This is a genomic window from Mucilaginibacter sp. PAMB04274 (genome assembly GCF_039634385.2).
Taxonomy (GTDB): Bacteria; Bacteroidota; Bacteroidia; order Sphingobacteriales; family Sphingobacteriaceae; genus Mucilaginibacter.
This window is the reverse complement of sequence record NZ_CP155081.2, coordinates 2,451,445-2,476,179: the sequence shown is the minus strand read 5'-3', so window position 1 is coordinate 2,476,179 and position 24,735 is coordinate 2,451,445. Positions and strand designations below refer to the sequence as shown.

Sequence of the window (24,735 nt, the reverse complement as noted above, 5' to 3'; positions counted from 1 at the left end):
ACATACTACTTCCTGAAAAAACATGGCTAAAATTTTAATTATTGATGACGAGCGCGCAATACGCAACACCTTGCGCGAAATTTTAGAATACGAAGACTACCATGTTGAAGATGTGGACAACGGCGTTGACGGACTTCAGCTAATACAAAAGAACGATTACGATTTAGTGCTGTGCGATATCAAAATGAATCGCATGGACGGTATGGAAGTCCTTACTGAGGGTATGGTCATTAAGCCTGACCTGCCTTTTATCATGATATCCGGCCACGGCACTGTTGAAACTGCAGTAGAAGCCAGTAAAAAAGGCGCTTTCGATTTTATTTCTAAACCGCCTGACCTTAACCGCCTTTTAATTACCGTACGTAACGCGCTCGACCGCGGAAGCTTGGTTACCGAAGCCAAGGTATTAAAACGTAAGGTGTCTAAAGTTCGTCCTATACTGGGCGAATCGCAGTCTATTTTAAAAATCAAAGAAACTATAGATCGTGTTGGCCCTACTGAGGCCCGTGTATTGGTAACCGGTGCCAATGGTAGCGGTAAGGAACTGGTAGCCCGCTGGTTGCACGAGAAATCGAACCGCAGCAATGGCCCTATCATTGAGGTAAACTGTGCTGCAATACCTTCGGAACTAATTGAGAGTGAGCTATTCGGGCACGAGAAAGGTTCATTTACTTCGGCTGTAAAGCAGCGTATTGGCAAGTTTGAACAAGCTAATGGTGGTACTTTGTTTTTGGATGAGATTGGTGATATGAGCCACTCTGCTCAGGCTAAAGTTCTGCGTGCTTTGCAGGAAAGCCGTATTACCCGTGTGGGTGGCGAAAAGGAAATTGAAGTGGATGTACGTGTAGTAGCGGCAACCAACAAGGACCTGCTTAAAGAAATTGAAGATGGTAACTTCCGTATGGACTTGTACCACCGCCTGAGCGTTATTTTGATACATGTACCGCCGCTTATTGAGCGCCGTGATGATATACCTTTGTTAGCAACCAGCTTTTTAGAAGAGATTTGCAATGAATACGGTATGCCCACCAAACGCATTAGTGATGCTGGCTTAGAGGCGCTTAGAGCCTTGCCATGGACGGGTAACATTCGTGAGTTGCGTAACATGATTGAGCGCTTGATTATTTTAAGCGACAAGGTGATTACCGATAGCGATGTTAAGGCGTTTGCCAATCCATCGGCACCAGTTAGTGTAACGGCAGGTGCGGCCGCTGCGCCACAAACCGACTTTGAGCAGTTTAAGAATTTTCAGGAGTATAAGGATTATGCTGAGCGCGAGTATATCAAATTTAAGTTGGAAAAGAACAACTGGAACGTTTCTAAAACAGCTGACGATATAGACATTCAGCGAAGTCATTTATATAGCAAAATCGAAAAATTTGGTTTAAAAAGGGGCGAGTGATCTCCCCTTTTTTCATGACACTAAAATCTGGTGAGTGCCTTAAATCAACAATTTTTAGCTGTTCGTATATTTACCCTCCTATCGACGTTTTAGAACAAAAATTGTCGTCACTCAATCAGTTTGCATACAAAGTTGTTTATATGAGTAAACAACCTTTATATGCATAATACAGATATTAAAATTGGCGACGTTGTAAAATTAAAATCAGGCAGCCTGGAAATGACTGTTAGTGATATAGACGAAAACATGGTGAGCGTTATTTATTGGGTTCCGGCAGTTAACGAGTTTAAAACCTACAACTTTTTGTCGGAACTCTTAATGAAGACTAATCTTACTGCATAACGCTTTAACATTAGTTTGCACTACCTGTTCATAACTGACGTCATACTTCCATTTTTGGCAGAAATCAGCCTTATTGCAGGCGTGTTTGCGGCCATAATTAGTATATGCTACGCGTTTTAAGTAATCAATGAGATTATCTACCATCAGGCGCAGATGTGTGGCATAAATTAAATATAGTAGCCGAGCTGGGGAGCTTGCCTTACTAACCTTATCTAAGCTTTATCGCTTACCAGGCGTTTGAGCAAGTATTGCGGGTTGTTGTAAGTGGTGCCACTAAATTCGCGATAGTATACGTTTACGATTTCCCAACCAAGCGTGGCCAGGTAATTAAGCCCATCAACCAGGTGGCTGTACTTTTGCACCTGCTGTGTTTTTTGGTTAATGGCTTCGTTGTAAGTGGCAAGTGTGGCGCTATCCTCACCTAAGTCCAGTTCAAACTCTATTCTACTGCTAAATAACTTGGTGTTCACTTTAAGTATGCAGTATTGGTATAAGGCGTAGTTGCTGGTATTCATGTGCATTTTAAATTGATCTCTGGCAACCAAGATACATCATTTATTCAAAAAGATTAAAAGTGCTTAGTTACCTCATTATTGTGTATAAAGCCTTTTTAGCGTAATTTAGCGTTCAGTATGTGCGGCAGGATAAATTTTGGGAGTAGCACGGAAACAGCCAAACGGCTGGGTGTTAAAGATGGCGAACCGGCCCGGTCTGGTGACATGAACGCCTTTGCATGTAAAGGGACCTACATATTTGGCTTGGTTGATAAGGCACCTGATACGTTGCGTCATTTCCATTGGCCGCTGGTGCCGGCATGGTGCAACGCTTATCCTGAGTATCATACCCATAACGCCCGGAGCGAAGACATGGGCCAGAAGCCAGCCTTCAAACATCTCTTGGGTAAGCGCCATTGCATTATAGCCATCGATGGCTTTTATGAATGGGAACGTACCGGCACAAAAACACCTTACTATTTCAGCATGGCCGATGGCAGCCTGATGCTGCTGGCCGGATTGTGGGATTATAACACCCGGCTTGATACTCCCCTGCTCAGCTGCACAGTTATAACCCGCGAGCCCAATCAAATGGTGGGCGAAGTGCACAACCGTATGCCGGTAATACTTACCCGATCTGAGGCTGATGTATGGCTTAATACCCAACTCTCTTACCCAGAGCGCGCCGAAGTACTGAAACCAATTGAAAATAGCGCTTTACTCAAAGTAGAGATTAGCAAAAGCATCAACAAGGCCGACAACAAATCGGGCGACTGGTTCAAGGGGCCAGATGTGAAACCGTTGAGCCTATTTTAAAAAGTTAGCTGCCTGTCGTCAGCATTCGATTGAACTTTAAGCGTAAAAAGGCTTTGTGCGTAATCTCTAATCCTTCAAAGAGCAAGGCATTACATGTAGTTGTTGTCAATCCGCTTTTTAGAAACAGACGAACCAGTTCCTGTAATTATTCTCTAAAGCAAAAAACTTATGATTATACATACTTCTGCAGACAGCTTTTAACCTGTCCCAAATACCCGCCACCAAACAAGTTCAAATGTAATAGCAGTGGATAAAGGTTCCACAGATCCAACCGTTGCTGCCAGGCATGCGCTAAAGGAAAGCCTTCGTTATAAGCGTCGTAAAATGACTTGTCAAAACCACCAAATAATGTAGACATGGCTATATCAAACTCACGATTGCCATAACTTACAGCCGGATCGATCAAAAACGGCGTCCCATTGTTAGCAATAAGGTAGTTACCGCCCCACAAATCGCCATGTATAAGACCAGGAGCTTCTTCCTCAAACAGACTACTCATGATATTATAAAGCCGATCAAACTGTTTTACATCCACATTGCTAAGCAATTGTTTATTTACAGCTGTCTGCACCATTGGCTGTAACCGCTCGTTGATGAAAAACTCTGCCCAGGTATTATGCATACGGTTGCTTTGCTGCAGCGATCCCATGTAATTGTCATGGCCTAAGCCAAACCGGGCGGCCGTATGCCGGTGCATGGCTGCGAGCTGCTGACCTAAAAGTGCCGACGTGCTTGCAGAAGGCTTTGTGCTATCAATCCATTCCATTAGCAAAAAGCTTTGGTCTGCGTAATGGGACTGTAAAACAACGTTAGGTACAGCTATTGTGTGCGTATTGCGGATGAGGTCAAGGCCACAGCTTTCGAGCTCAAACATGTTAGGGTAAGCGCTATTGCTGTTCAGCTTCATCATAAGCTTTTTCCCATCATCCATGCGCAAGCAATACGATCTGTTTATATCGCCTCCGCTAACCGGTTGCATTGATAAAATAGTTACATGATGACCATAAATATTTGTCAGACAGCTCTCTATGTAATCAGTTAGTTGAACATTCGGTTCCATTATCTTCAAATTAGTTAAATCGGTTAACGCATACAAATTTATCGCCTTAAAAAGCTATTTTTGCGTTTTGAAATGAAGCACATCCGTAACTTTTGTATCATAGCCCATATCGACCACGGTAAAAGCACCCTGGCCGACCGCTTGCTCGAATACACCAAAACCATTACTGCTCGCGAAGCCCAGGCTCAATTGCTTGACGACATGGATCTGGAACGCGAACGCGGCATAACCATCAAAAGCCACGCCATACAGATGGACTATGTGCTGGATGGGCAGCCGTATGTTCTTAACTTGATTGATACGCCGGGCCACGTCGATTTTTCATACGAGGTATCACGCTCAATTGCTGCGTGTGAGGGCGCTTTGCTCATTGTTGATGCATCGCAAGGCATACAGGCACAAACCATATCTAATCTTTACCTGGCTTTAGAGAATGATTTGGAAATTATTCCGGTACTTAACAAAATGGACCTGCCCGGTGCTATGCCCGAGGAAGTAAAAGACCAGATTGTTGACCTGATAGGATGCAAGCGGGAAGAAATCTTGGCTGCATCTGGTAAAACAGGTATGGGTATCGAAGATATTTTGCGTGCCATTATTGAGCGCGTTCCCGCCCCTGTTGGTGACCCCGACGCACCACTGCAAGCGTTGATCTTCGACTCGGTGTTTAACTCTTTCCGCGGTATTATAGCTTACTATAAAGTTGTAAACGGCGAAATACGTAAGAACACTAAGGTGAAGTTTATGGCTACCGGTAAAGAATATATTGCCGACGAAGTAGGCACTTTAAAACTTAACCAGGTTCCTAAGGATGTTATCAAAACCGGCGACGTAGGTTACATTATTTCAGGTATTAAAGAGGCAAAAGAAGTTAAAGTTGGCGATACGATCACTTTAATTGAGCGCCCGGCAGCTGCTGGTATTCAAGGGTTTGAAGAAGTCAAACCTATGGTATTTGCTGGCATTTATCCGGTTGATACAGAAGATTATGAAGAGCTGCGCGACTCAATGGGTAAGCTGCAACTGAATGATGCATCATTAGTATTTGAGCCGGAATCATCGGCTGCGTTAGGTTTTGGTTTCCGTTGTGGTTTCCTGGGTATGCTCCACATGGAGATCATCCAGGAACGTTTAGAGCGCGAGTTTGATATGACGGTTATTACTACCGTACCTAACGTATCTTACATTGCTTACACTACCAAAGGTGAACCGCTTACGGTAAATAACCCCTCTGACCTGCCCGACCCAAGCAAGCTGGATTTTGTTGAGGAACCTTACATTAAAGCCAACATTATTACCAAGGCCGAGTTTGTTGGGCCAGTAATGTCATTGTGTATTCAAAAGCGTGGTACTATTGTAAACCAGTCATATTTAACATCAGACCGGGTTGAACTCATATTTGAGATGCCAATGGGCGAGATTGTGTTCGACTTTTATGATAAGCTGAAAACTATATCCAAAGGTTATGCTTCGTTTGATTACACGCAAATAGGCTACCGCCAAAGCGACCTGGTACGTTTGGACATCCGTTTAAACGGCGAACCGGTTGACGCCCTATCGTCATTAATTCACCGCAGTAACTCTTACGATTTTGGTAAAAAGATCTGTGAGAAACTGAAAGAGCTTATTCCGCGCCAGCAATTCGAAATCATTGTACAAGCCTCTATCGGTGCTAAGATTATTGCTCGCGAAACGGTAAAAGCTTTACGTAAAGACGTAACAGCCAAGTGTTATGGTGGCGACATATCACGTAAACGTAAGCTGTTAGAGAAACAGAAAAAAGGTAAAAAGCGCATGCGCCAGGTAGGTAACGTAGAGATACCACAATCGGCGTTTATGGCGGTATTGAAATTAGACTAAATGACAATGTGATAAAGGACAAAAGATGCGACAATGTCTTTCGTCCTTTGTCTTTTTAATCCTATGTCCTCACATGCAACTACTCGACGGAAAATACGTATCTGAAAAATTAAAGGTTGAAATTGCAGAACAAGCATCAGAATATTTGCAGCGCACGGGCCGCAAACCGCACTTAGTTGCTGTTTTGGTTGGTCACGATGGTGGAAGCGAAATTTATGTAGCCAGCAAAATGCGAAACTGCGAAAAGGTGGGTTTCAAATCAACCTTGGTACGATATGAGAACGATGTTACCGAGAAAGAACTTTTAGCTAAAGTTGCTGAGCTAAACCGTGATGCCGATATTGACGGCATTATTGTGCAGCTCCCTCTACCCAAGCACATTGACCCGGAGAAGGTTACCGAACATATAGATCACCGTAAAGATGTGGATGGATTTCACCCTGTAAATTTGGGCCGTATGCAGCGTAACTTGCCATCTTTTATACCGGCTACCCCTTACGGCATTACCATGATGCTTAAGGAATATGGTATTGAAACGGCCGGCAAGCATTGTGTGGTAGTTGGGCGAAGTAATATTGTAGGCTCACCTATGAGTATTTTAATGGCGCGCAACGCCCAGCCTGGTAATTGTACGGTTACGATATGCCACAGTCGTACACCCGACATTAAGAAGTTTACACTTGACGCCGACATATTGATTGTTGCTATTGGCAAGAAAAACTTCATCACCGCTGATATGGTTAAAGACGGCGTGGTCATCATAGACGTGGGCATGAACCGCGAAACCTCTACCCTAACCAAGTCGGGTTACAAACTTTATGGTGATGTGGATTTTGAAAGCGTTGCACCTAAAGCGGCATGGATTACACCGGTGCCTGGTGGTGTGGGTTTAATGACAATTATTGGGTTGCTCAAAAACACGCTGTCTTCAGCTAACCGCGATGTCTACCCCGAACTTGCTACATAGTAGCATTTCATTTTGCCGGTTGCTGATAGAATACCCCTATAGTGTTTCCACAAAGAATAATGTCCCGTTAGCTCCATTGCGAGTCGGCGTTTGCTTTTGCAGAAAGCTTATTTAAAAATACGCTTTACACCCTCCAGCCAGCTCTTTACTTCTATATATACTCCGTCGGGTTCATTCCTTACCGGATACACGGTTACATAATCATTTTGGCCAGGCGCGCCTCTACCTGTTTGTAAATCGTAAGAATAGCGGTGGTAAGGACAAACAAGCTTTTCATCCTGGCACCAACCGCCGCTTAAATCCGCACCGGCATGGGGGCACCAGGCTGATAGTGCATAAACGTTTTTCTCATGAACTATTAAGCATATAGTTTTGCCGCCTGCATGCACTTTCTTAATCACCGATTCAGACAGATCAAGGCCGTCGGCCACTTTATACCATGCCATTTTAGCTGTTAAAAATCTATCCTCAAGTTCATCAGAGACGGATTCTTGACCAGCTCATCCATACTGGTTTGTAGTGTAACCTGCTTACGATCGGCCGATACTATTGCCTTCTTGTTATCTATTTTCTTAACCGGTTTGGCAAAGTTCAACACCACCTTGTAGGGCGTTTCGATGAGCATAGCCTTTGCCATAGCAAAGGTTGACTGCGTCTTTTTCAAAAACACTTTAAATTTAGCCATATCAATAACGCGACAAAATTTATGTGGCGTAACCTGGTAAGCATAAATATCCTGGCCAGCTATGAGTTGCTGGGCATTAAACATATTCATGTTAGGCCTTTTAGCGTTCTCTTGATCGTACTTAGCTAATTTTGATAAACGCTGCAGATAATACTCCAGTTCTTGCGGACTATTTGCCTGATGCCTGATGCTCACCTTCATCATGCTTCGCTTTAAATTCATATTTATGGCCAAGTTGCTGCTTTGCGCAAGCTTCATTTCCTCAGCGCTCATTTTGGTTTGGGTGCTATCTGGTAAGGCGCTGTACAGGTTCATTACCGTATCTTTCACCATGGCAAATTGCGGTGTAGATGCAAGCGAGTCTGACAGTAAGTTGTGCAGAACTGCAACTGCCTGGCTCATGTCAAAATCATACAGCACCTCGCATGTGCCGTTGGCCTTAAAGTTATAACGCTCAACAATATCCACACATGATGTGATGGAGCAGGCAAAACAAACTATAATAAAAATGTAAAGTTTTTTCATACCACTCATTTGTAAGTAATTATACAAATAATAACTTGTAGTTAGAAGTTTTAAAAATGTTTATGCTGCCGGGCTTTATGTATATTTGCAGATTAATTTATGGCACACGTAATACCAGAAGATGGCACACAGCTTCCGTTGATGGAAGAATTTTATACGATACAGGGCGAGGGTTACAATTCGGGTAAGGCCGCCTACTTTATAAGGCTTGGCGGTTGTGATGTAGGCTGCCATTGGTGCGATGTAAAAGAAAGCTGGGATGCTGAATTACATGCCCTCACTCCTTCTGATCTCATTGTAGAAAACGCATTAAGATATCCGGCCAAAAATGTTGTAGTTACCGGTGGAGAGCCATTAATATATAACCTCGATTATCTTACCGATAAGTTGCATCAGCATAACGTTAAAACATTTATTGAAACGTCTGGCGCATACCCCCTTTCGGGCCATTGGGATTGGATTTGCCTTTCGCCTAAAAAGTTTAAAGCGCCCATGCCTGATGTTACCGCATTTGCGCATGAGTTAAAAGTTATTGTTTTTAATAAGTCGGATTTTGCCTGGGCCGAAGAACACGCCAGCAAGGTGTCGCCCGAATGCAAGTTATTTTTACAGCCCGAGTGGTCAAAAAGCAAGGAAATGATGCCGCTTATTGTGGAGTATGTAATGAACAATCCTAAATGGGAAGTTTCTTTACAGACTCATAAGTTTATGAATATACCGTAACATTTTTGCCTTAAAATACGTATAGTATCTGTTATGCGATGTGTAGCTTTATGTTTTTTGCTTCTTTTTACTTTCAAAACTCATGGTCAGGTTAAAAAGCTGAGTACCAATAATAGCGCCGCTATAACGTATTACCAAAAAGCAAGCGCCTTTTTAGACCGTCAGGACTATGCAAACGCAGGCCTGAATTTACAAAGCGCACTCCAGGCCGATAATAATTTTATTGAAGCGCATGCTCAACTGGCCGATTTGCTTAAAATGCAAATTAAGTATAAAGAAGCTGTCGAGCACTACCGGGCAGTACTGACGCTTAACCCCGAGTTTAGTCGTGGCATCTATCTAAAACTGGGCGAATCGGAAATTAATTTGGCTGAATATGTGCAAGCTCAAGCACATCTCGAGAAATACATCACCTACCCCACATTAACGCCTGAGAATCGTTTTTATGCCCGCAAGCTCATTGACGATTGTACTTTTAGTATAGATGCACTACAGCACCCGGTTCCTTTCAAGCCGGTGAATCTGGGGCCACAAATAAACTCCATAAACGACGAATATCTGCCCGTATCAACAGCAGACGAAAGCACCCTTATTTTTACCCGGAAAATAGCATCCAACGAAGATTTTTATAAAAGCAGCCGCCAAAACGGCCAGTGGACAGCAGCCTCTTATTTAAGTAAATTCATCAACACCGTTGAGTTTAATGAGGGGGCACAATCGCTATCGCAAGATGGCAAGTTCCTGTTCTTTACGGGCTGCAACCGTCCTGATGGCTTAGGTCGGTGTGATATTTATGTAGCACAAAAAAAGGGGGAAGACTGGAGCAAACCTTTCAATTTAAGTTCGCCAATCAACAGTTCAGGATGGGAATCGCAGCCATCCATAAGCGCTGATGGCAAAACCTTGTACTTTGTAAGTAACCGTAAAGGTGGGTATGGAGGTTATGACATCTGGAAATGTCAGATCACTGATAAGGGATGGTCGGCACCTGAAAACCTAGGGCCAAACATTAATACACCATATGATGAGCAATCTCCGTTTATCCATCCTGATGATAGCACGCTTTATTTTTGCTCAAACGGGTGGCCGGGGATGGGCAATAAAGATTTGTTTATAAGCCGCCTTAACAAGGCAGGCAAGTGGGAGAAGCCCGAAAATATGGGCTATCCTATTAATTCGAGCGGTGACGAAAATGGCATGAGCATTAGTACTACCGGCGGTTATGCGTACTTTGCTTCAAACACGTTAAATGGCTATGGAGGCTTTGATATTTACATGTTTGAGCTGCCGGAAAAAACAAGGCCACATAACGTAACCTACGTAAAAGGATCTGTTGTGGATGCAACTACCAAAAAACCCATCGAAGCAGAAGTTGAAATAGTTGATTTAACGACCAACCGGCCGGTTTATCAAAATTACAGCTCGCCAACAAACGGCGATTTTTTGGTAACGCTGGTAACAGGGCGCAATTACGGGCTTACAATTACTAAAAACGGCTACCTTTTTTCATCTGAGAATTTTGCGCTTACTGGAAAAGACACTAATAAACCCTTTAACATTGAGGTGCCTCTTAATACCATTGAAGTTGGCAAATCTGCTATTCTGAAGAATATTTTTTTCGACACTAATCGATATGACCTCAAACCCGAGTCGCAGTCTGCATTGCAATACCTGCTCAATTTCATGACTGTTAATCCTACTGTTAGTATTGAGATATCTGGGCACACAGACAATATGGGTAATGATAAATTAAACCAAACATTGTCTGAAAGCAGGGCGAAATCCGTTTATCAATATCTTGTCAACCATGGTGCCAATGCCGGCAAGCTTCAGTTTAAAGGTTATGGCAAGCAGCAGCCGGTAGTGCCAAACACTACTGAAGACAATCGTGCTAAGAACCGCAGAACGGAATTCAAAATAATAGCAAAATAAATCAGGGCTTTTTAACATTGATAAAGCTCTCACCGTAAACCACTCCGTCACCGGCAACGCCCTGTATAACTATCCTAAACTTTCCTGTGATGTCGCTGGTATAGAAACTCATTTCGGTTTCCTTTTCTTTGTTTATTTTGACTAAATGCCTCCAAAATATCGTGGAGTTGTACTCTGGTTCGGTAGGGTTGGCTACCGCATAATCTGACCCGTAAAATTGCTTGGCCAGGTATATGCCATGGATGGTGTTGGTTTGACCATTGCTTTCAGCTGAGCAACCGTTATATACAGTACGCATTCCATTAAACGTATATACTGCACCTATAACCGGCAATGTATGTTGTGCGTTAACATGGTTTGGGCAATTAAGAATTTTGAACGCGCACACATAGTCGCCACATTTATTTGTAGCACCAAAAAAGGAGTTGTCTCTTTTGGCTACTACTGTAACTTCCTTTAATTGTATAGCACGTTCCAATCCTTTTATCGCAAAAGATTCGCTATTGAGTGTTGAAACCGAAGGCTCATAACTTTGCATTTTTAAAGAATGGGCCAGGGTCTTATTAACAGAAAGGTATGGATCCGCTATATGAACGTAGTAGTTGTCTTTTGTTTGTGTTATAAACCTTACTTTTTTGTCCTGCATGGTTAAAAGCTGTTCAAAACTTAAATCAAAGTGTCCAATATCATTCGTACTGAATATGATCGATGATGAATCGCGGGCCAGCACAACTGTTGCCGCCTTTTTTAATGGCTTATCATATTTCGTCAGTTTGCCTGATAATACTAATGAACCCTGCATGGATGCAGTATCGGTTACTTTAACGTTAAGCATATCCTGCCAGGTGTATTTGCGCCAGCCTTTTATCAAGAGGACGTTTTCAAGGTAAGCTTTGTCCTGAGGGTTGCTACCCATATATTTTTCCTTTAGCGGCAAGGTGCCTGTACCACTTTTAAGGTAAAAATAACTCTCGATGTCCTGTACTTTTTTAAGTTCGATACGGTTATCCTGTACGCATGCTACAGACACGAAGCCTTGCAAAGGCGCAATCATTTTCGCATCCAAACGCACCTTTAGGTTCACTTTTTCGCGTGTACTGAAGGTGATCTTGTTAGTTTGAAAAATTAAAGGGTTGGGTTGATCGAAGTGAGAAAAAAATACACGCTCAGCCATCGGGTGGCCGGCACTATCAGTTACAGTTACTTCGGCCAAGCCTCTAGGCATCTCATTTAATGGCACCTTAACTCTTAGCGGATGTAATATATCAACCTTAACAGGAGTACAAGAGTACAATTGCGTAAAATTGTGAACATTTATAAAATACCTTCCCCGTTCTGAACTACGAACCTGCACCTCGAGCGTATCGCTTGCCAGCGGGTTTCTAGCGGTTAGTGATATGCCCGATGAAAGTGCTTTCGGTAGTTGGTAAGACGTGTCCCTTTGCCTAATCCCCTTTAATTTTAAGGTGTAAACATGTTCCGGACGTGCATATAGTAAAAACCTGCCCATTCCATATGAGTCAGTATACAGCGTATCAAGTGCGTTACCATTTTCATAAAGTACACCTGTAACTTTTAGCGGCTGTCCATCTGGAGTGGTAGCTTCCCAGCCAACTTTTGAGGGCACATTATTAATCAGGTGCCCACTTTCCGGATAAAATTTAACCTGTGCTATTTCGTTTTTATCGGGTAGTGATAGATACATGTATTGGCTGGCTTTTTTGTCTTGTATCAGCACTTTCAACATGCTTTTTCCTGGCGGCATGTTAATCAAGTATTGCCCGGCCCGGTCCGTTTTTGCTTTTCCGTTAATGATACTAGTGTCCTTGCCAGCAAGCTTGTATTTAACGGTAGCATCAGCAACCGGCATGTAGTCGGCACCGGTAACACTTAGCACTACCTGACGCGGCTTATTGAGCCTGTTAACCAGAGTGTCTTTAAGAAACAATATGGCCTTAAACGGTGGAACAGCACCTGACTTGATGGTAACGGGTTGATGAAATACCGCTTCCGGGTTACGGTTAATTAGACGGTTGGTATACACTGTAAATGTGTAATTACCCGGCGCAATGCTATCTGGAAGCAGCAGGTTACCAAACCCTACGCCATTTGCCATTACAAATTTTTCATGCAAAACAACGGTCCGGTCCATATCGCTAACCAAGCTAACCGACAACGTGTGATGATCGGCGTAAGTATTGCAATTGAGCAAATAAGCCGTGAACCAAACATTTTCGTTATTGGTGTAAACTATTTTGTCGAAATGTGCAAACAACAATGTGGCTGGGCGCAACTGTTGATACCGCTTCATCTTTTGCTGCAGGGTGTCAGCCAACGGAGGCAGCACTTGTGCGGTGGTTTCTTGATTCACCAGGCATAAAAGCAGAGCAATCATAATTAGTTGTATGACTGAGCTTGCATTTTTAAGCCGGCATTTTAACATAAATTTGGTAGTGGTTCTTTAGGTTGCAGAATGCAAGATATAAAAAAAGGAACTCGTGTTGTGAGTTCCTTTTTATAATCATATCTAGTAAATGCTAGTTGCCTAACTCCGACATAAATTTGATACGCATGAGTTGTATCTCTTCGCGGGTATAATCATTAACGCCTAAATCCACCAAAGCGTCGTCTATTGAATCAACTTCAGCCGAACGGAAGTAATCATAGACCTCTTCCTGTTTATCCTCGTCAATTACTTCGTCTATATAGTAATTTAGGTTAAGCTTGGTACCAGAGTTAACAATAGATTCAACCTCACGAAGAATTTCTTCATAGGTTAATCCCTTTGATGCAGCGATATCTTCCAGGTCTAAATGGCGGTCAATGTTCTGAATAATGTAAACTTTAAGTGCTGATTTATTAGCTGCACTTTTTATAACCATATCAACCGGCCGGTCGATGTCGTTATCCTCTACGTACTTCTTAATCAGCTCAATGAATGGTGCACCAAATTTGGCAGCTTTACCCGCTCCCACGCCCGATATTTGCTTCAGCTCATCTGTAGATACGGGATAATGCGTACACATCTCCTCCAATGACGGATCCTGAAAAACTACAAACGGGGGTAAATTCTTTTGCTTGGCAATCTTTTTGCGCAAGTCTTTCAGCATCTGCAGCAACTGTGTATCCAACGCACCACCGCCGTGCTTAGGGCCCTCTTCAGACTCATCGTCCTCAGCGGCTTCCATAGGTTTGTTCAATACAAATTTAATGCTGTATGGGTTGTCTATAAAATCGTAACCTTTATCAGTTAGCTTCAACAAGCCATAATTGTCTATGTCTTTCGATAAGAAATTATCCAGCATTGCCTGGCGTAATAAGGAGTGCCATAAATTTTGGCCTTCTTCCTTACCTGAGCCAAAAACATCGAGAAGATGATGTTCATAATGGTGTACATGCGGATTATCCTGCCCCATTAACACACTGGTAATATGATGATCATCAAACTTGTCGCCCAGTTGTTTGATGAGGCTCAAAGCACGGTGCAGTTGCGCTTCAGCGTCAAAGAACAGCCGCTCAGAACTGCAATTATCACACATGCAATTACAACTGGCCGCATCATAGTCCTCACCAAAGTAATGCAAGATCTGCTTACGGCGGCAAACAGCCGACTCCGCATAATCAATTACTTCCTTAAGTATCTGCGTACCGATTTCACGTTCAGAAACCGGCTTGTCTTTCATAAATTTTTGCAGCTTATCTACATCTTTTTCAGAATAGAAAGCTACACAAATACCCTCGCCGCCGTCACGCCCTGCACGGCCGGTCTCCTGGTAATAACCTTCCATGCTCTTGGGCACATCATGGTGTATTACATAACGCACATCGGGTTTGTCAATACCCATCCCAAAAGCAATGGTAGCAACAATTACGTCGGCATCTTCCATCAAGAATTTGTCTTGTGTATCGGCACGCACTTTAGCGTCAAGGCCGGCGTGGTAAGGTAAAGCTTTAACGCCGTTTAACTTTAATGCCTCGGCTACTTCTTCTACCTTTTTACGGCTTAAACAGTAAACAATGCCTGATTTGCCCTGATGCTGCTTAATGAACTTAATGATTTCTTTAAGAACATTGCGTTTGGCACGCACTTCGTAAAAGAGATTTGAACGGTTGAACGATGATTTATATACCGTTGCATTGTTCATTTGCAAATTTTTCTGAATATCGTGCTGCACTTTGGGTGTAGCCGTAGCGGTTAGCGCTATAATCGGAATATCTTCGCCAAGGTTGGTGATTACCTGCCGTATCTTACGGTATTCCGGACGAAAGTCATGCCCCCACTCCGAAATACAGTGCGCTTCATCAACCGCTACAAATGATAGCTTGTTAAGCCTCAGAAAATCAATATTGTCCTGTTTTGTTAATGATTCGGGAGCAACATATAATAGTTTAGTACGACCGGCCAAAACATCTTCTTTAACCTTAGCCGTTTCTGATTTGGTTAATGATGAGTTTAGAAAGTGTGCAACGCTGTCTGAATTACAGAAAGCTCTTAGCTGATCAACCTGATTTTTCATCAGGGCTATGAGTGGAGAGATGACGATGGCTGTACCTTCCGTCATTAATGCCGGAAGCTGATAACACATGGATTTACCGCCGCCGGTAGGCATAATCACGAACGTGTCATTACCGGCCATTATATTAGTAATAATCGCTTCTTGTTCGCCTTTAAAATTATCGAATCCGAAAAAATTTTGCAGGTTATCAAAAAGCGACTTTTTAATTTCAATCATTTTATCTTAGAAAAAATTTGAAGTTCTGCTTTTATAGTTCAAAATAACAAAAAAATACAGAAAAACGACAAAATGTAAACAAAATATTAAACTATTATGATTTTACGTGTTGTTCTAAACTCGATAATAATTAACTAAATATACCCGATTTTTATTACAAAACCGAATTATTTTTTACAAATTTGACGGCAGTGTTACCACTTGATCACATACTGTATATCACATGAATAAAAACTATTATGCCATTATCATGGCTGGTGGCATAGGCAGCCGCTTTTGGCCTATCAGCCGTACTTCACACCCCAAGCAGTTTATCGATATCTTGGGCACTGGCAAAACGTTAATACAAAACACTTATGATCGGTTCCTGAAGGTTTGTCCGAAGGAAAATATTTATGTTGTTACCAACGAAATTTATACCGACCTAGTAAAAACGCAGTTACCAGATATGACCGACTCACAAATACTTACTGAGCCGGTTATGCGCAACACAGCTCCTTGTGTAGCTTACGGATGCTTTAAAATAGAAAGCCTGAACCCGGATGCAGTAATTGTAGTAGCGCCCTCAGATCACCTGATACTGGCAGAAGATAAATTTGTGAGCGCCATTGAAAGCTCGCTGGAAACAGCAGCTGCTCATGAGTGCCTGATCACCTTAGGCATTATGCCTTCGCGCCCGGACACAGGCTACGGATACATTCAGTACAATGACCAGGTAATCGACGAACAATTCCATAAAGTAAAGACCTTTACCGAGAAGCCTACGCTTGATATAGCCAAAACCTTTATTCAAAGTGGCGACTTTTTATGGAATGCAGGCATCTTTGTTTGGTCGGCCAAGGCCATCGTGAGCTCGTTTGATAAGTACTTGCCCGACATGCATGAGATATTTGCAGAAGCGCGTGCTGTTTATAATACCGCTGAAGAGAAACCGCATGTGCATACCGCTTACCAGCGCTGCATCAATATCTCTATCGATTACGGCATTATGGAGAAGGCAGAAAACGTTTACGTGCTGCCGTCTGAATTTGGTTGGAGTGATTTAGGCACCTGGGCTTCAATTTACCAGCTGGCAGAAAAAGACTATGTAGGCAATGCAGTTATCCCTTCTGAAAAGGTAATTATGTACGATTCGTCAAATTGTATGGTAAACGTACCTGATGATAAACTGGTTGTGTTACAAGGCCTGCACGATTATATCGTTGTTGAATCAAACAATACCTTGCTGATTTGCCCACGGGATCAGGAACAAAACGTAAAACAAGTAGTTGCCGACGTTAAACAGAAATTCGGCACGAAATACATTTAAGATTCAAATAAAATAATGAATCCATGCGCAGGTGTTTAATCCTTTATTAAACATTTGCGCATTTTTATTTGCATACCAATTTACTGTCGCTGCCTAACTGCTTCATAAAGTATTATTCCAGCAGATACCGAAACGTTTAGAGACTCTATTTCACCGTACATGGGTATCTTAGCTAAGTGGTCTGCTGTTCGTATCAGTTCGTTACGTATGCCATCTTCCTCTGATCCCATTACCACTGCGGTGGGTAAGGTATAATCCGGTTTGTAGATATAATCATTTGTTTTTTCGGTACAGCATACTATCTGCAAGCCCGACTCCTGTAAAAAGCGTACGGTTTGTACAAAATTTTCGTGCCGGCAAACCGGAATTTTGTATAAAGCGCCGGCCGATGTTTTCACGGCATCTGCATTAATCTGTGCCGATCCTTTTGCGGGTATCAGTATGGCATGCACACCGGCACATTCTGCAGTACGGGCCAATGCTCCCATATTGCGTACATCGGTTATGCTATCCAGCACTAAAATAAGCGGCACCTCCCCCTTTTCAAAAACATCTGGAATAATGTTTTCTATTTTCTGATAGGTAATTGGCGATACCACCGCTACAGCACCCTGGTGATTTTTAGGTGTCATGCGGTTCAACTTTTCGACGGGTACGTACTGTGGCGTAATTTGATGCTCGCTGGTTACTTGTTTTAACTCCTGATACAGTCCGCCGGTAAGGCCGCGCTGAACGTAAAGCGATTCAATTTCTTTGCCTGATATAATTGCTTCTATGATGGCACGGATTCCGAATATAAATTGACTATTGTTACTGCTGCGTCGCGGGGGATAATTACCTGTCATTTAAAATAAAATAAAGTAACAAAAATACGCATAATTACTAGTATAAACCTTACATTTAGTTAGAAGTGAAAAGGCGAACAAATATTCTATACAAATAAGATTTCAGATAAAAGAACACTAAGCCGGCAAATATTTATCAACAAGATCGGTTAGTAATTTTAATCTGCCATACCTGCGTCAACCCTACACTATTTGTATATTTTTGTCGCCCCAACGATTTGAGACAAGGCCATGATTTTTGAGAACAACAACCGAACCAACAACGACAGACGCAATAAGACATTTACATCGCCTAACCAGATATCCGGAAAACTGCCACCTCAGGCCCGTGATTTGGAAGAAGCTGTTTTAGGCGCGTTGATGTTGGAAAAAGACGCACTTTCTTCGGTTATTGACGTATTGAAACCAGAAGTTTTTTACGTAGAAAGCCATCAAAAGATTTTTAATGCCATACGTACCCTGTTCGAAAAAACATCGCCTGTTGATATCTTAACTGTTACGGCCCAATTGCGTATGCAGGGCGAATTGGAAATGGTTGGAGGCGCTTTTTATATTACCGAGTTAACTAACCGAGTAGCATCGGCAGCCAACATTGAGTACCATGCGCGTATCATCATTCAAAAATATATTCAGCGTGAACTGATCCGCATTTCGACCGATATTATCAATATTGCGTATGAAGACACCACAGATATTTTAGAGCTGCTGGATAAGGCTGAAAAGAATTTGTTTGATATTGCTCAAAATAACCTCCGCCGCGATTCGCGCAAAATGGATGACCTGATGCAGGAAACGCTGAAGGAAATTGAAGAGCTCAAAAATAAAACCGATGGTTTAACGGGTATAGGTACTGGCTTTACCGACCTTGACCGCATGACATCTGGCTGGCAAAAATCGGATTTGGTAATTATTGCAGCACGCCCAGCAATGGGTAAAACTGCGTTTGTGTTAAGCTGTGCACGCAACGCCGCCGTAGACTTTAACAAACCGGTAGTTGTTTTTTCCTTAGAGATGTCCTCTGTTCAGTTAGTAAATCGTTTAATATCAGGCGAGGCTGAAATTGAGCAGGAAAAGATACGTAAGGGTAAAATGGAGGAGTGGGAATGGCAACAAATTCACTCTAAAATTGGCCGCCTTGAACAAGCGCCATTAATTATTGATGATACACCCGGCCTAAATATTTTTGAATTCAGAGCTAAATGCCGCCGCTTAAAATCACAGCACGATATTCAGCTTATCATTATTGACTACTTGCAGCTCATGAGCGGTAAAACCGACGGCAAAGGCGGAGGTAACCGTGAGCAGGAAATTGGTAGTATATCCCGCGCATTAAAAATGGTAGCTAAAGAGTTACAGGTGCCTGTTATTGCGCTATCACAATTGAGCCGTGCGGTGGAAAGCCGTCCGGGCGGTTCTAAAAGACCCATGCTGTCGGATTTGCGTGAGTCGGGTTCTATTGAGCAAGATGCCGATATGGTGTTATTCCTTTACAGACCAGAATATTATGGTTTGGAATTTGACGAGGATAACAACCCTACCAAAGGTGTGGGCGAAGTAATTATTGCAAAGCACCGTAACGGCGAAACCGGAACTGTAAGGCTGAAATTTGTAGGCAAATACGTTAAATTCACCGATTTGGAACAAAGTATGGACAGCTACATGCCGCCTGCATCGGGCAGTGCATTTGCAGGCTTAAATCCATCGCAGGGTTTCGACAGCAACCCAGGTAATATTATTATACGTCCGTCGCGCATGGATGACATGGATGATGAGCCACCATTTTAAGGTGCGGAACAGTTAGAAAAAACCACCAATACTTAAAACAATAAACCTAACGCTACGCCTATCAGAATAATGATAGGCGTTTTAATTTTGGTGAAATACAGTAAACAAAACGCACCCGCCATTACCAGGTAAGCCATCCAATTACCCCCAAAAGGCGCAACCAGCAAAATAAAAGCGGTAGCCATAAAACCAACAGCAACCGCATTAATGCCACTTAATGAATTTTTAATGCGGGTTATCTTCTTTAGGTCTTCCCAAAAAGGTACTATAAAAAGTATGAGTATAAGACCTGGCAGGTTCACACCCACTACTGCAACAACGCTACCCCAAATCTGTCCGGCTAAACCGTAACCTTCATTACCTAACGTAATGGCACCCACAAACGAAGTAAATGAAAAGGTAGGCCCCGGCAAGGCTTGTTGTAAAGCATAACCCGATAAAAACTCAGCATTGGTTAGGTAATGCTTAACCTCGACAAACTCAGTATACATTAGCGGAACCAACACCTGGCCACCTCCAAAAATGAGAATGCCGTTACGGTAAAAATTTTCGAACAAGCGGATGGGTAAGCTAAAAGGCGAGGTACGATTTATAATAGCACCTAACGAAGCAAAAAACAGCAGTATCCCTATAAAGTAGGCAACCTTTTTAGGGTTAACATTCGAAAACAATTTTACCCGTAGTGCATCTTCAGTGGGTTGCGTTTCAAAGGCCGAAGAAAAGATACCGCCCAGTAATATTAATATGGGGAATGCGTATGGATTTTGCAGTATAAGCGTCGCCAGCAGCGAACCAATAGCCAGGTAAACGCTCACCTTGGTCTTAAGTATCTTTTGTGCAAAATTTACGGCTGCATAGGCAACAATACCCACCGCTGCTGGATGAAGAAACCGCAGCACCTCATCTACCCTGCCACTTGCTGCAAGGCCTTTATAGCTCACAGCCGCTATGCACATAATGGCTGCTGACGGTAATACCCAAATTACGAAACTTAATAGAGCGAGTTGCAAACCTCCCACCTTCCAGGCAATACCTACCAAAGTTTGTGTCGAAGATGGGCCGGGCAGTATTTGCGATAAGGCATTGAGCTCCATTAATTCTTCTTCTGTCACGTAACGGCGTTTCTCCACAAATTCGCGCAGCAATATAGCTACATGCGCTTGTGGCCCGCCGAAGGTAGTGAAGGTGTAAACCAACACATCACGTAAAAAAAGTAGTTTGCGGTTGTTCAATTTGCCTGTATTTAGCGGGGCAGTAATCTCTTTCGCTTTACGCTGATTGATATCTTAAAAGCTTCCTTAAATAAGTGCCGGGTTAATCATCATCGTCGTCATCAAATAATCCCGAAGCCTGGTTATAGGCCGACTGCAATTCCGAAAAAGCATGGTTATCACGTTTCTGCCGTGTAATCTGCATACCTTTTTGATAGATCACGACAGCCTCATCCTTTCGGTTCAGCGTTTCATAAAGCTTACCCAAGTGATAATATGTACCAGTGTAATTTGGATGTTCTGCCACTAAGCTTTCATAGTATTGCAAAGCTTTATCAACCTCGTTCAGCCTTAAGTACTCTGTAGCCAGGGCATATAACAGAAACTCATCATTCGGTTCGTCCTTTAAAAATTCAAGAAGCTTGGTTAAGCGGTCGGCCTGCATTTTAAACTGTGTATTTTTTAATATATTTTTGCAGCAAGGACGGCATAAAAATCAATTTATTTAGTAGCCGTCCCAACCGTTGCAAATGTAACGTTTGCAGCTTACTGCATCAACCTAATATTGCCTTAACACAGGTGTTAACGCCAGGCTTAAAATAAAAGCAAACGTTTTCAACAAACCTGCCGCAATGTGGTTATTGATGTTAAATGAATAAACAGAAAGGTTTGCGGCATAAATAATGCTGTAAACAGGTTAAAATGGTTTGTGATGGGTAACAATATGAAAAAAATAAAGCTCGACATTGTAGGTCTGTCTTACAGCCAAACACAATCGGGTGCATACGCTTTAGTGTTAGGTGAAGTAAATGGTCGTCGGAGGTTGCCTATCATTATTGGAAGTTTTGAGGCGCAGGCTATTGCTATTGAGATTGAAAAGATGACACCGAGCCGTCCGCTTACCCATGATCTTTTTAAGAGCTTTGCCCAGGCTTACCACATCAATATTCAGGAAATTATTATTTACAACCTAGTAGACGGAATATTTTACGCTAAGCTCATATGCTCTGACGGCAAAAAAACGGCTGAGATAGACGCCCGTACATCTGATGCTATTGCCATGGCTGTGCGTTTCGATTGCCCTATTTATACCCACGAGTTTATCCTTTCAACTGCAGGCATTGTGATTGAAGGTAATGATTTTGTTTACTTAGAAAACCTGAGCGAAGCGACGGAAGAAAAACCGAGCGGCTCGGGTACAGCCAGTTATACCTCTTTAAGTACAGACGAATTGAAAACCAAACTACAGGACGCGCTTACTGAGGAAGCTTATGAGAAAGCAGCCAAGATCAGAGACGAGTTGAATAAGCGAAAAGCATCCTAAATTCTGCTAGCTCAGTAACGATTAATAAATTAAGCCATAGTTGAACATCGGTCTCGGCTATGGCTTTTTACTGCCCCACCGCCTGTAAAAATCTACTTTTGCCGTTTTCTCATTTCGCAATATTTCACTACTTTCCGCTTTTATTTTCACTGACTAAAACTGATTAAACCGGGCGCCGTATGAATATTAAGTTTCGCTTGATACTGATGAATTTTATGCAATTTTTTATATGGGGAGCGTGGCTGCTCACCATAGGCGCATATTGGTTCCAGAACAAGCATTGGTCGGGTGCGCAGTTTGGCGTCATCTTTTCTACTATGGGCATATCAGCTATCTTTATGCCCGCGCTTACCGGTATAATCTCCGACCGTTTTGTAAACGCAGAAAAGCTTTATGGGATTATGCATATCATGGGTTCGCTTGTTTTGTTTAGCTTGCCATTAGTGACAAATCCCTCCACATTTTTTTGGGTGATATTGCTTAACATGGTGTTTTATATGCCAACACTATCACTCTCTATTACAGTAGCTTATACAGCCTTAAAAAACAAGAATATGGATGTTGTTAAAGACTATCCACCTATACGCATTTGGGGCACCATCGGGTTTATAGCAGCGTTGTGGACGGTAAGTCTTACGCATAATGAAACTTCAGCTAATCAGTTCTATATTGCTTCTGCAGTATCAATGGCACTGGGCATCTACTCCTTCACTTTACCTAAGTGCCCGCCATTGTTAAGTAAAACCAGCGGCAAGTCACTAACCGACAACCTGGGCCTGAATGCATTTGCGCTTTTCAAAACACCTAAGTTTGCCATATTCTTCGCCTTCTCTATGCTGTTAGGTGCAGCGTTGCAGCTCACCAATGCTTATGGCGATACCTTCTTACATGATTTCAATAATGTAGCTGCTTATAAAGACACCGTTGCGGTTAAGTATCCCGCTATTATCATGTCTATTTCACAAATCTCTGAGACACTGTTTATACTGGCAATACCATTTTTCTTGCGCAAGTTCGGCATTAAATACGTGATGCTGTTTAGCATGCTGGCCTGGGTATTACGTTTTGGTCTTTTTGCTTTTGGTGACCCCGCAGACGGCCTTTGGATGATTATCCTTTCATGCATTGTGTATGGCATGGCATTCGACTTTTTTAATATTTCGGGTTCATTATTTGTGGAAACGCAAACCACACCAGAAATACGTGGCAGTGCACAAGGCTTGTTTATGATGATGGTAAATGGATTTGGCGCTTTGTTTGGCAGCTTTGCCAGCGGCGTTATCATTGATGAATTTTTTACCCTGGCCGATAAGAGTAAGAATTGGCACGGCATATGGTTAACCTTTGCAGCTTATGCCCTTATAATTGCTGTTGTATTTCCGTTCGTGTTTCGGTACAAGCACAACAAAGCGCTTGAAGACGCTATACAGCACGCATAAATAATAATATTGGCTGCCGATGCCGATATGTAACAAACAAAAAAGGCTACCGAAAATGGTAGCCTTTTTTGTTTGTTGTTGTTATGCATGCGGCTTTAGTACCACCTTCACACAATCATCTTGCTTGTTCTTGAAAATATCATAGGCATGAGCTGCTTCGCTTAGAGGAAGTGTATGCGATATGATATCATTTAAAGTGACTTTTTCTTGTTTAATCAGATCTATCAGATGATCGATATAATTAAGTACAGGTGCTTGCCCTTGCCTAATGGTGATACCCTTATCAAACATGCGGTGAACCGGGAAGTTGTCATAAGGAGTTCCGTATACACCTACTACGGTTACGGTACCACTACGACGCACAGCTTCAAAGCACATTTCCAGTACCTTCATGCTACCTTTCTCGAAGTTGAGTGTAGCTTTCACTTTATCAAGAAATGAACGTTGCGCTTCAAAACCCACGGCATCTACACAAACGTCGGCACCACGTCCGCCGGTCACTTCCCTAATTGCTGCTACGACATCTACATCATTCGGGTTAAGCGTTTCCACCTTGTTAGCCTCGCGGGCTTTTCTCAGGCGGTAATCAACCGGATCAATTGCTATTACTCTGCTTGCACCGTTTAACCATGCAGCTTTTTGAGCCATTAACCCAACCGGGCCAGAACCAAAAATGGCCACCACTTCGCCACCCTTCATTTGCGCCCAGTCAATGGCCGACCAACCGGTTGGAAATATATCCGTCAGGAAAAGCACTTGCTCATCTGTCATGTTATCGGGCACAATGCGGGGGCTTACATCGGCGTAAGGTACTCGTACGTACTCGGCTTGTCCGCCCGAATAACCACCATACAAGTCGGTATAGCCAAATAAGGCACCGCCTTTATTATCCAGCATATCGCCTTGTGGGCCGTAGTGCTCATGATTGGAATTCTCGCAATGCGGCGAAGCGCCATGGGTACAGAAAAAGCATTGCCCGCATGCAATCGGGAAAGGCACGACTACCCTATCACCTCGTTTTAAATTTCGAACAGAGGGGCCGACTTCTTCAACAATGCCCATAAATTCGTGCCCCATTATAATATCGCTTGCCTGCGGAATGCCTCCGTCCAGAATGTGCAAGTCTGACCCGCAGATTGCGGTCGAAGTAACCTTTAATATCACATCATTGGCTTCTTCAATTTTCGGATCTTCAACCGTGTCTACGCTAATATCACCCGGTTTGTGAAAAACTGCTGCTTTCATAAGTAGATTTAGTTATTATAATTAATGTTATAACAATT

21 protein-coding genes are annotated in these 24,735 nt (G+C 42.7%); 11 read left to right on the top strand and 10 right to left on the bottom strand.

Features of this window, described 5'->3' with window-relative positions; all coding sequences use genetic code 11:
• Positions 1-22: 22 nt before the first annotated feature.
• Both ABDD95_RS10440 and ABDD95_RS10435 read left to right on the top strand, forming a co-directional pair.
• Positions 23-1,402, top strand: a complete 1,380-nt coding sequence (locus ABDD95_RS10440) for a sigma-54 dependent transcriptional regulator (protein ID WP_345951833.1) — start codon at positions 23-25, stop codon at positions 1,400-1,402.
• 159 nt (positions 1,403-1,561) lie between these two features.
• A complete protein-coding gene (locus ABDD95_RS10435; RefSeq protein WP_345951832.1) occupies positions 1,562-1,744 on the top strand; it encodes a DUF2158 domain-containing protein in 183 nt (60 codons plus the stop codon).
• Positions 1,745-1,956: 212 nt separating this feature from the next.
• Here the strand turns inward: ABDD95_RS10435 and ABDD95_RS10430 are convergent, their stop codons facing one another.
• Positions 1,957-2,259, bottom strand: a complete 303-nt coding sequence (locus ABDD95_RS10430; protein ID WP_345951831.1) for a hypothetical protein — start codon at positions 2,257-2,259, stop codon at positions 1,957-1,959.
• A gap of 117 nt (positions 2,260-2,376) precedes the next feature.
• Here ABDD95_RS10430 and ABDD95_RS10425 point away from each other — a divergent pair, with 117 nt between their 5' ends.
• On the top strand, positions 2,377-3,054 hold the full coding sequence (locus ABDD95_RS10425; protein ID WP_345951830.1) for an SOS response-associated peptidase: 678 nt from the start codon (positions 2,377-2,379) through the stop codon (positions 3,052-3,054).
• Between the two features lie 172 nt (positions 3,055-3,226).
• Here ABDD95_RS10425 and ABDD95_RS10420 read toward each other — a convergent pair whose 3' ends face one another.
• The gene (locus ABDD95_RS10420) at positions 3,227-4,114 is read right to left on the bottom strand and encodes a fructosamine kinase family protein (RefSeq protein ID WP_345951829.1); all 888 of its coding nucleotides are present in this window, start codon (positions 4,112-4,114) and stop codon (positions 3,227-3,229) included.
• A 72-nt stretch (positions 4,115-4,186) separates the two neighbouring features.
• Between ABDD95_RS10420 and lepA the strand changes: the two genes are divergently transcribed.
• Together lepA and ABDD95_RS10410 are read left to right on the top strand one after the other, a co-directional pair.
• Entirely contained in the window at positions 4,187-5,974 is a 1,788-nt protein-coding gene (gene lepA / locus ABDD95_RS10415) for a translation elongation factor 4 (protein WP_345951828.1), read from the top strand.
• A 73-nt stretch (positions 5,975-6,047) separates the two neighbouring features.
• Positions 6,048-6,941, top strand: a complete 894-nt coding sequence (locus tag ABDD95_RS10410; RefSeq protein ID WP_345951827.1) for a tetrahydrofolate dehydrogenase/cyclohydrolase catalytic domain-containing protein — start codon at positions 6,048-6,050, stop codon at positions 6,939-6,941.
• Positions 6,942-7,048: 107 nt separating this feature from the next.
• Here ABDD95_RS10410 and ABDD95_RS10405 read toward each other — a convergent pair whose 3' ends face one another.
• Together ABDD95_RS10405 and ABDD95_RS10400 are read right to left on the bottom strand one after the other, a co-directional pair.
• On the bottom strand, positions 7,049-7,387 hold the full coding sequence (locus tag ABDD95_RS10405) for a Rieske (2Fe-2S) protein (RefSeq protein ID WP_345951826.1): 339 nt from the start codon (positions 7,385-7,387) through the stop codon (positions 7,049-7,051).
• Positions 7,388-7,395: 8 nt separating this feature from the next.
• The gene (locus ABDD95_RS10400; protein WP_345951825.1) at positions 7,396-8,151 is read right to left on the bottom strand and encodes a hypothetical protein; all 756 of its coding nucleotides are present in this window, start codon (positions 8,149-8,151) and stop codon (positions 7,396-7,398) included.
• Between the two features lie 99 nt (positions 8,152-8,250).
• On the opposite strand from ABDD95_RS10400, the gene ABDD95_RS10395 reads away from it, so the two are divergent.
• Together ABDD95_RS10395 and ABDD95_RS10390 are read left to right on the top strand one after the other, a co-directional pair.
• Positions 8,251-8,874 (top strand): 7-carboxy-7-deazaguanine synthase QueE, encoded by a 624-nt coding sequence (locus tag ABDD95_RS10395; protein WP_345951824.1) that lies wholly within the window; start codon positions 8,251-8,253, stop codon positions 8,872-8,874.
• 57 nt (positions 8,875-8,931) lie between these two features.
• Positions 8,932-10,806, top strand: a complete 1,875-nt coding sequence (locus tag ABDD95_RS10390; protein ID WP_345951823.1) for an OmpA family protein — start codon at positions 8,932-8,934, stop codon at positions 10,804-10,806.
• A gap of 1 nt (position 10,807) precedes the next feature.
• Here ABDD95_RS10390 and ABDD95_RS10385 read toward each other — a convergent pair whose 3' ends face one another.
• Positions 10,808-13,201, bottom strand: coding sequence for a hypothetical protein (locus ABDD95_RS10385; protein WP_345951822.1), 2,394 nt, complete (start codon positions 13,199-13,201; stop codon positions 10,808-10,810).
• 142 nt (positions 13,202-13,343) lie between these two features.
• Positions 13,344-15,536 (bottom strand): DNA helicase RecQ, encoded by a 2,193-nt coding sequence (recQ, locus tag ABDD95_RS10380; RefSeq protein WP_345952103.1) that lies wholly within the window; start codon positions 15,534-15,536, stop codon positions 13,344-13,346.
• A 226-nt stretch (positions 15,537-15,762) separates the two neighbouring features.
• Here recQ and ABDD95_RS10375 point away from each other — a divergent pair, with 226 nt between their 5' ends.
• Positions 15,763-16,848, top strand: a complete 1,086-nt coding sequence (locus ABDD95_RS10375) for a mannose-1-phosphate guanylyltransferase (protein WP_345951821.1) — start codon at positions 15,763-15,765, stop codon at positions 16,846-16,848.
• An 80-nt stretch (positions 16,849-16,928) separates the two neighbouring features.
• Here the strand turns inward: ABDD95_RS10375 and rlmB are convergent, their stop codons facing one another.
• Positions 16,929-17,693, bottom strand: a complete 765-nt coding sequence (gene rlmB / locus ABDD95_RS10370) for a 23S rRNA (guanosine(2251)-2'-O)-methyltransferase RlmB (RefSeq protein WP_345951820.1) — start codon at positions 17,691-17,693, stop codon at positions 16,929-16,931.
• A 231-nt stretch (positions 17,694-17,924) separates the two neighbouring features.
• Between rlmB and dnaB the strand changes: the two genes are divergently transcribed.
• Positions 17,925-19,478: a replicative DNA helicase gene (gene dnaB / locus ABDD95_RS10365; RefSeq protein ID WP_345951819.1), complete on the top strand. Its 1,554-nt coding sequence runs from the start codon at positions 17,925-17,927 to the stop codon at positions 19,476-19,478.
• A gap of 32 nt (positions 19,479-19,510) precedes the next feature.
• On the opposite strand, the gene chrA is transcribed toward dnaB, so the two are convergent.
• Positions 19,511-20,710 (bottom strand): chromate efflux transporter, encoded by a 1,200-nt coding sequence (gene chrA / locus ABDD95_RS10360; RefSeq protein WP_345951818.1) that lies wholly within the window; start codon positions 20,708-20,710, stop codon positions 19,511-19,513.
• Between the two features lie 82 nt (positions 20,711-20,792).
• A complete protein-coding gene (locus ABDD95_RS10355) occupies positions 20,793-21,134 on the bottom strand; it encodes a tetratricopeptide repeat protein (RefSeq protein WP_345951817.1) in 342 nt (113 codons plus the stop codon).
• Between the two features lie 279 nt (positions 21,135-21,413).
• On the opposite strand from ABDD95_RS10355, the gene ABDD95_RS10350 reads away from it, so the two are divergent.
• Entirely contained in the window at positions 21,414-22,013 is a 600-nt protein-coding gene (locus tag ABDD95_RS10350; RefSeq protein WP_345951816.1) for a bifunctional nuclease domain-containing protein, read from the top strand.
• A 179-nt stretch (positions 22,014-22,192) separates the two neighbouring features.
• Positions 22,193-23,452, top strand: coding sequence for a nucleoside permease (locus ABDD95_RS10345; RefSeq protein WP_345951815.1), 1,260 nt, complete (start codon positions 22,193-22,195; stop codon positions 23,450-23,452).
• A gap of 81 nt (positions 23,453-23,533) precedes the next feature.
• Here ABDD95_RS10345 and ABDD95_RS10340 read toward each other — a convergent pair whose 3' ends face one another.
• A complete protein-coding gene (locus ABDD95_RS10340) occupies positions 23,534-24,697 on the bottom strand; it encodes a zinc-dependent alcohol dehydrogenase (protein WP_345951814.1) in 1,164 nt (387 codons plus the stop codon).
• Positions 24,698-24,735: the final 38 nt, after the last annotated feature.

Bases quoted from the DNA above. Each gene is read 5' to 3' on its own strand.
- ABDD95_RS10440 (WP_345951833.1), top strand. From the start codon at position 23: ATGGCTAAAATTTTAATTATTGATGACGAGCGCGCAATACGCAACACC.
- ABDD95_RS10435 (WP_345951832.1), top strand. From the start codon at position 1,562: ATGCATAATACAGATATTAAAATTGGCGACGTTGTAAAATTAAAATCA.
- ABDD95_RS10430 (WP_345951831.1), bottom strand. From the start codon at position 2,259: ATGAATACCAGCAACTACGCCTTATACCAATACTGCATACTTAAAGTG.
- ABDD95_RS10425 (WP_345951830.1), top strand. From the start codon at position 2,377: ATGTGCGGCAGGATAAATTTTGGGAGTAGCACGGAAACAGCCAAACGG.
- ABDD95_RS10420 (WP_345951829.1), bottom strand. From the start codon at position 4,114: ATGGAACCGAATGTTCAACTAACTGATTACATAGAGAGCTGTCTGACA.
- lepA (WP_345951828.1), top strand. From the start codon at position 4,187: ATGAAGCACATCCGTAACTTTTGTATCATAGCCCATATCGACCACGGT.
- ABDD95_RS10410 (WP_345951827.1), top strand. From the start codon at position 6,048: ATGCAACTACTCGACGGAAAATACGTATCTGAAAAATTAAAGGTTGAA.
- ABDD95_RS10405 (WP_345951826.1), bottom strand. From the start codon at position 7,387: ATGGCATGGTATAAAGTGGCCGACGGCCTTGATCTGTCTGAATCGGTG.
- ABDD95_RS10400 (WP_345951825.1), bottom strand. From the start codon at position 8,151: ATGAAAAAACTTTACATTTTTATTATAGTTTGTTTTGCCTGCTCCATC.
- ABDD95_RS10395 (WP_345951824.1), top strand. From the start codon at position 8,251: ATGGCACACGTAATACCAGAAGATGGCACACAGCTTCCGTTGATGGAA.
- ABDD95_RS10385 (WP_345951822.1), bottom strand. From the start codon at position 13,201: ATGATTGCTCTGCTTTTATGCCTGGTGAATCAAGAAACCACCGCACAA.
- ABDD95_RS10375 (WP_345951821.1), top strand. From the start codon at position 15,763: ATGAATAAAAACTATTATGCCATTATCATGGCTGGTGGCATAGGCAGC.
- rlmB (WP_345951820.1), bottom strand. From the start codon at position 17,693: ATGACAGGTAATTATCCCCCGCGACGCAGCAGTAACAATAGTCAATTT.
- dnaB (WP_345951819.1), top strand. From the start codon at position 17,925: ATGATTTTTGAGAACAACAACCGAACCAACAACGACAGACGCAATAAG.
- ABDD95_RS10355 (WP_345951817.1), bottom strand. From the start codon at position 21,134: ATGCAGGCCGACCGCTTAACCAAGCTTCTTGAATTTTTAAAGGACGAA.
- ABDD95_RS10350 (WP_345951816.1), top strand. From the start codon at position 21,414: ATGAAAAAAATAAAGCTCGACATTGTAGGTCTGTCTTACAGCCAAACA.
- ABDD95_RS10345 (WP_345951815.1), top strand. From the start codon at position 22,193: ATGAATATTAAGTTTCGCTTGATACTGATGAATTTTATGCAATTTTTT.
- ABDD95_RS10340 (WP_345951814.1), bottom strand. From the start codon at position 24,697: ATGAAAGCAGCAGTTTTTCACAAACCGGGTGATATTAGCGTAGACACG.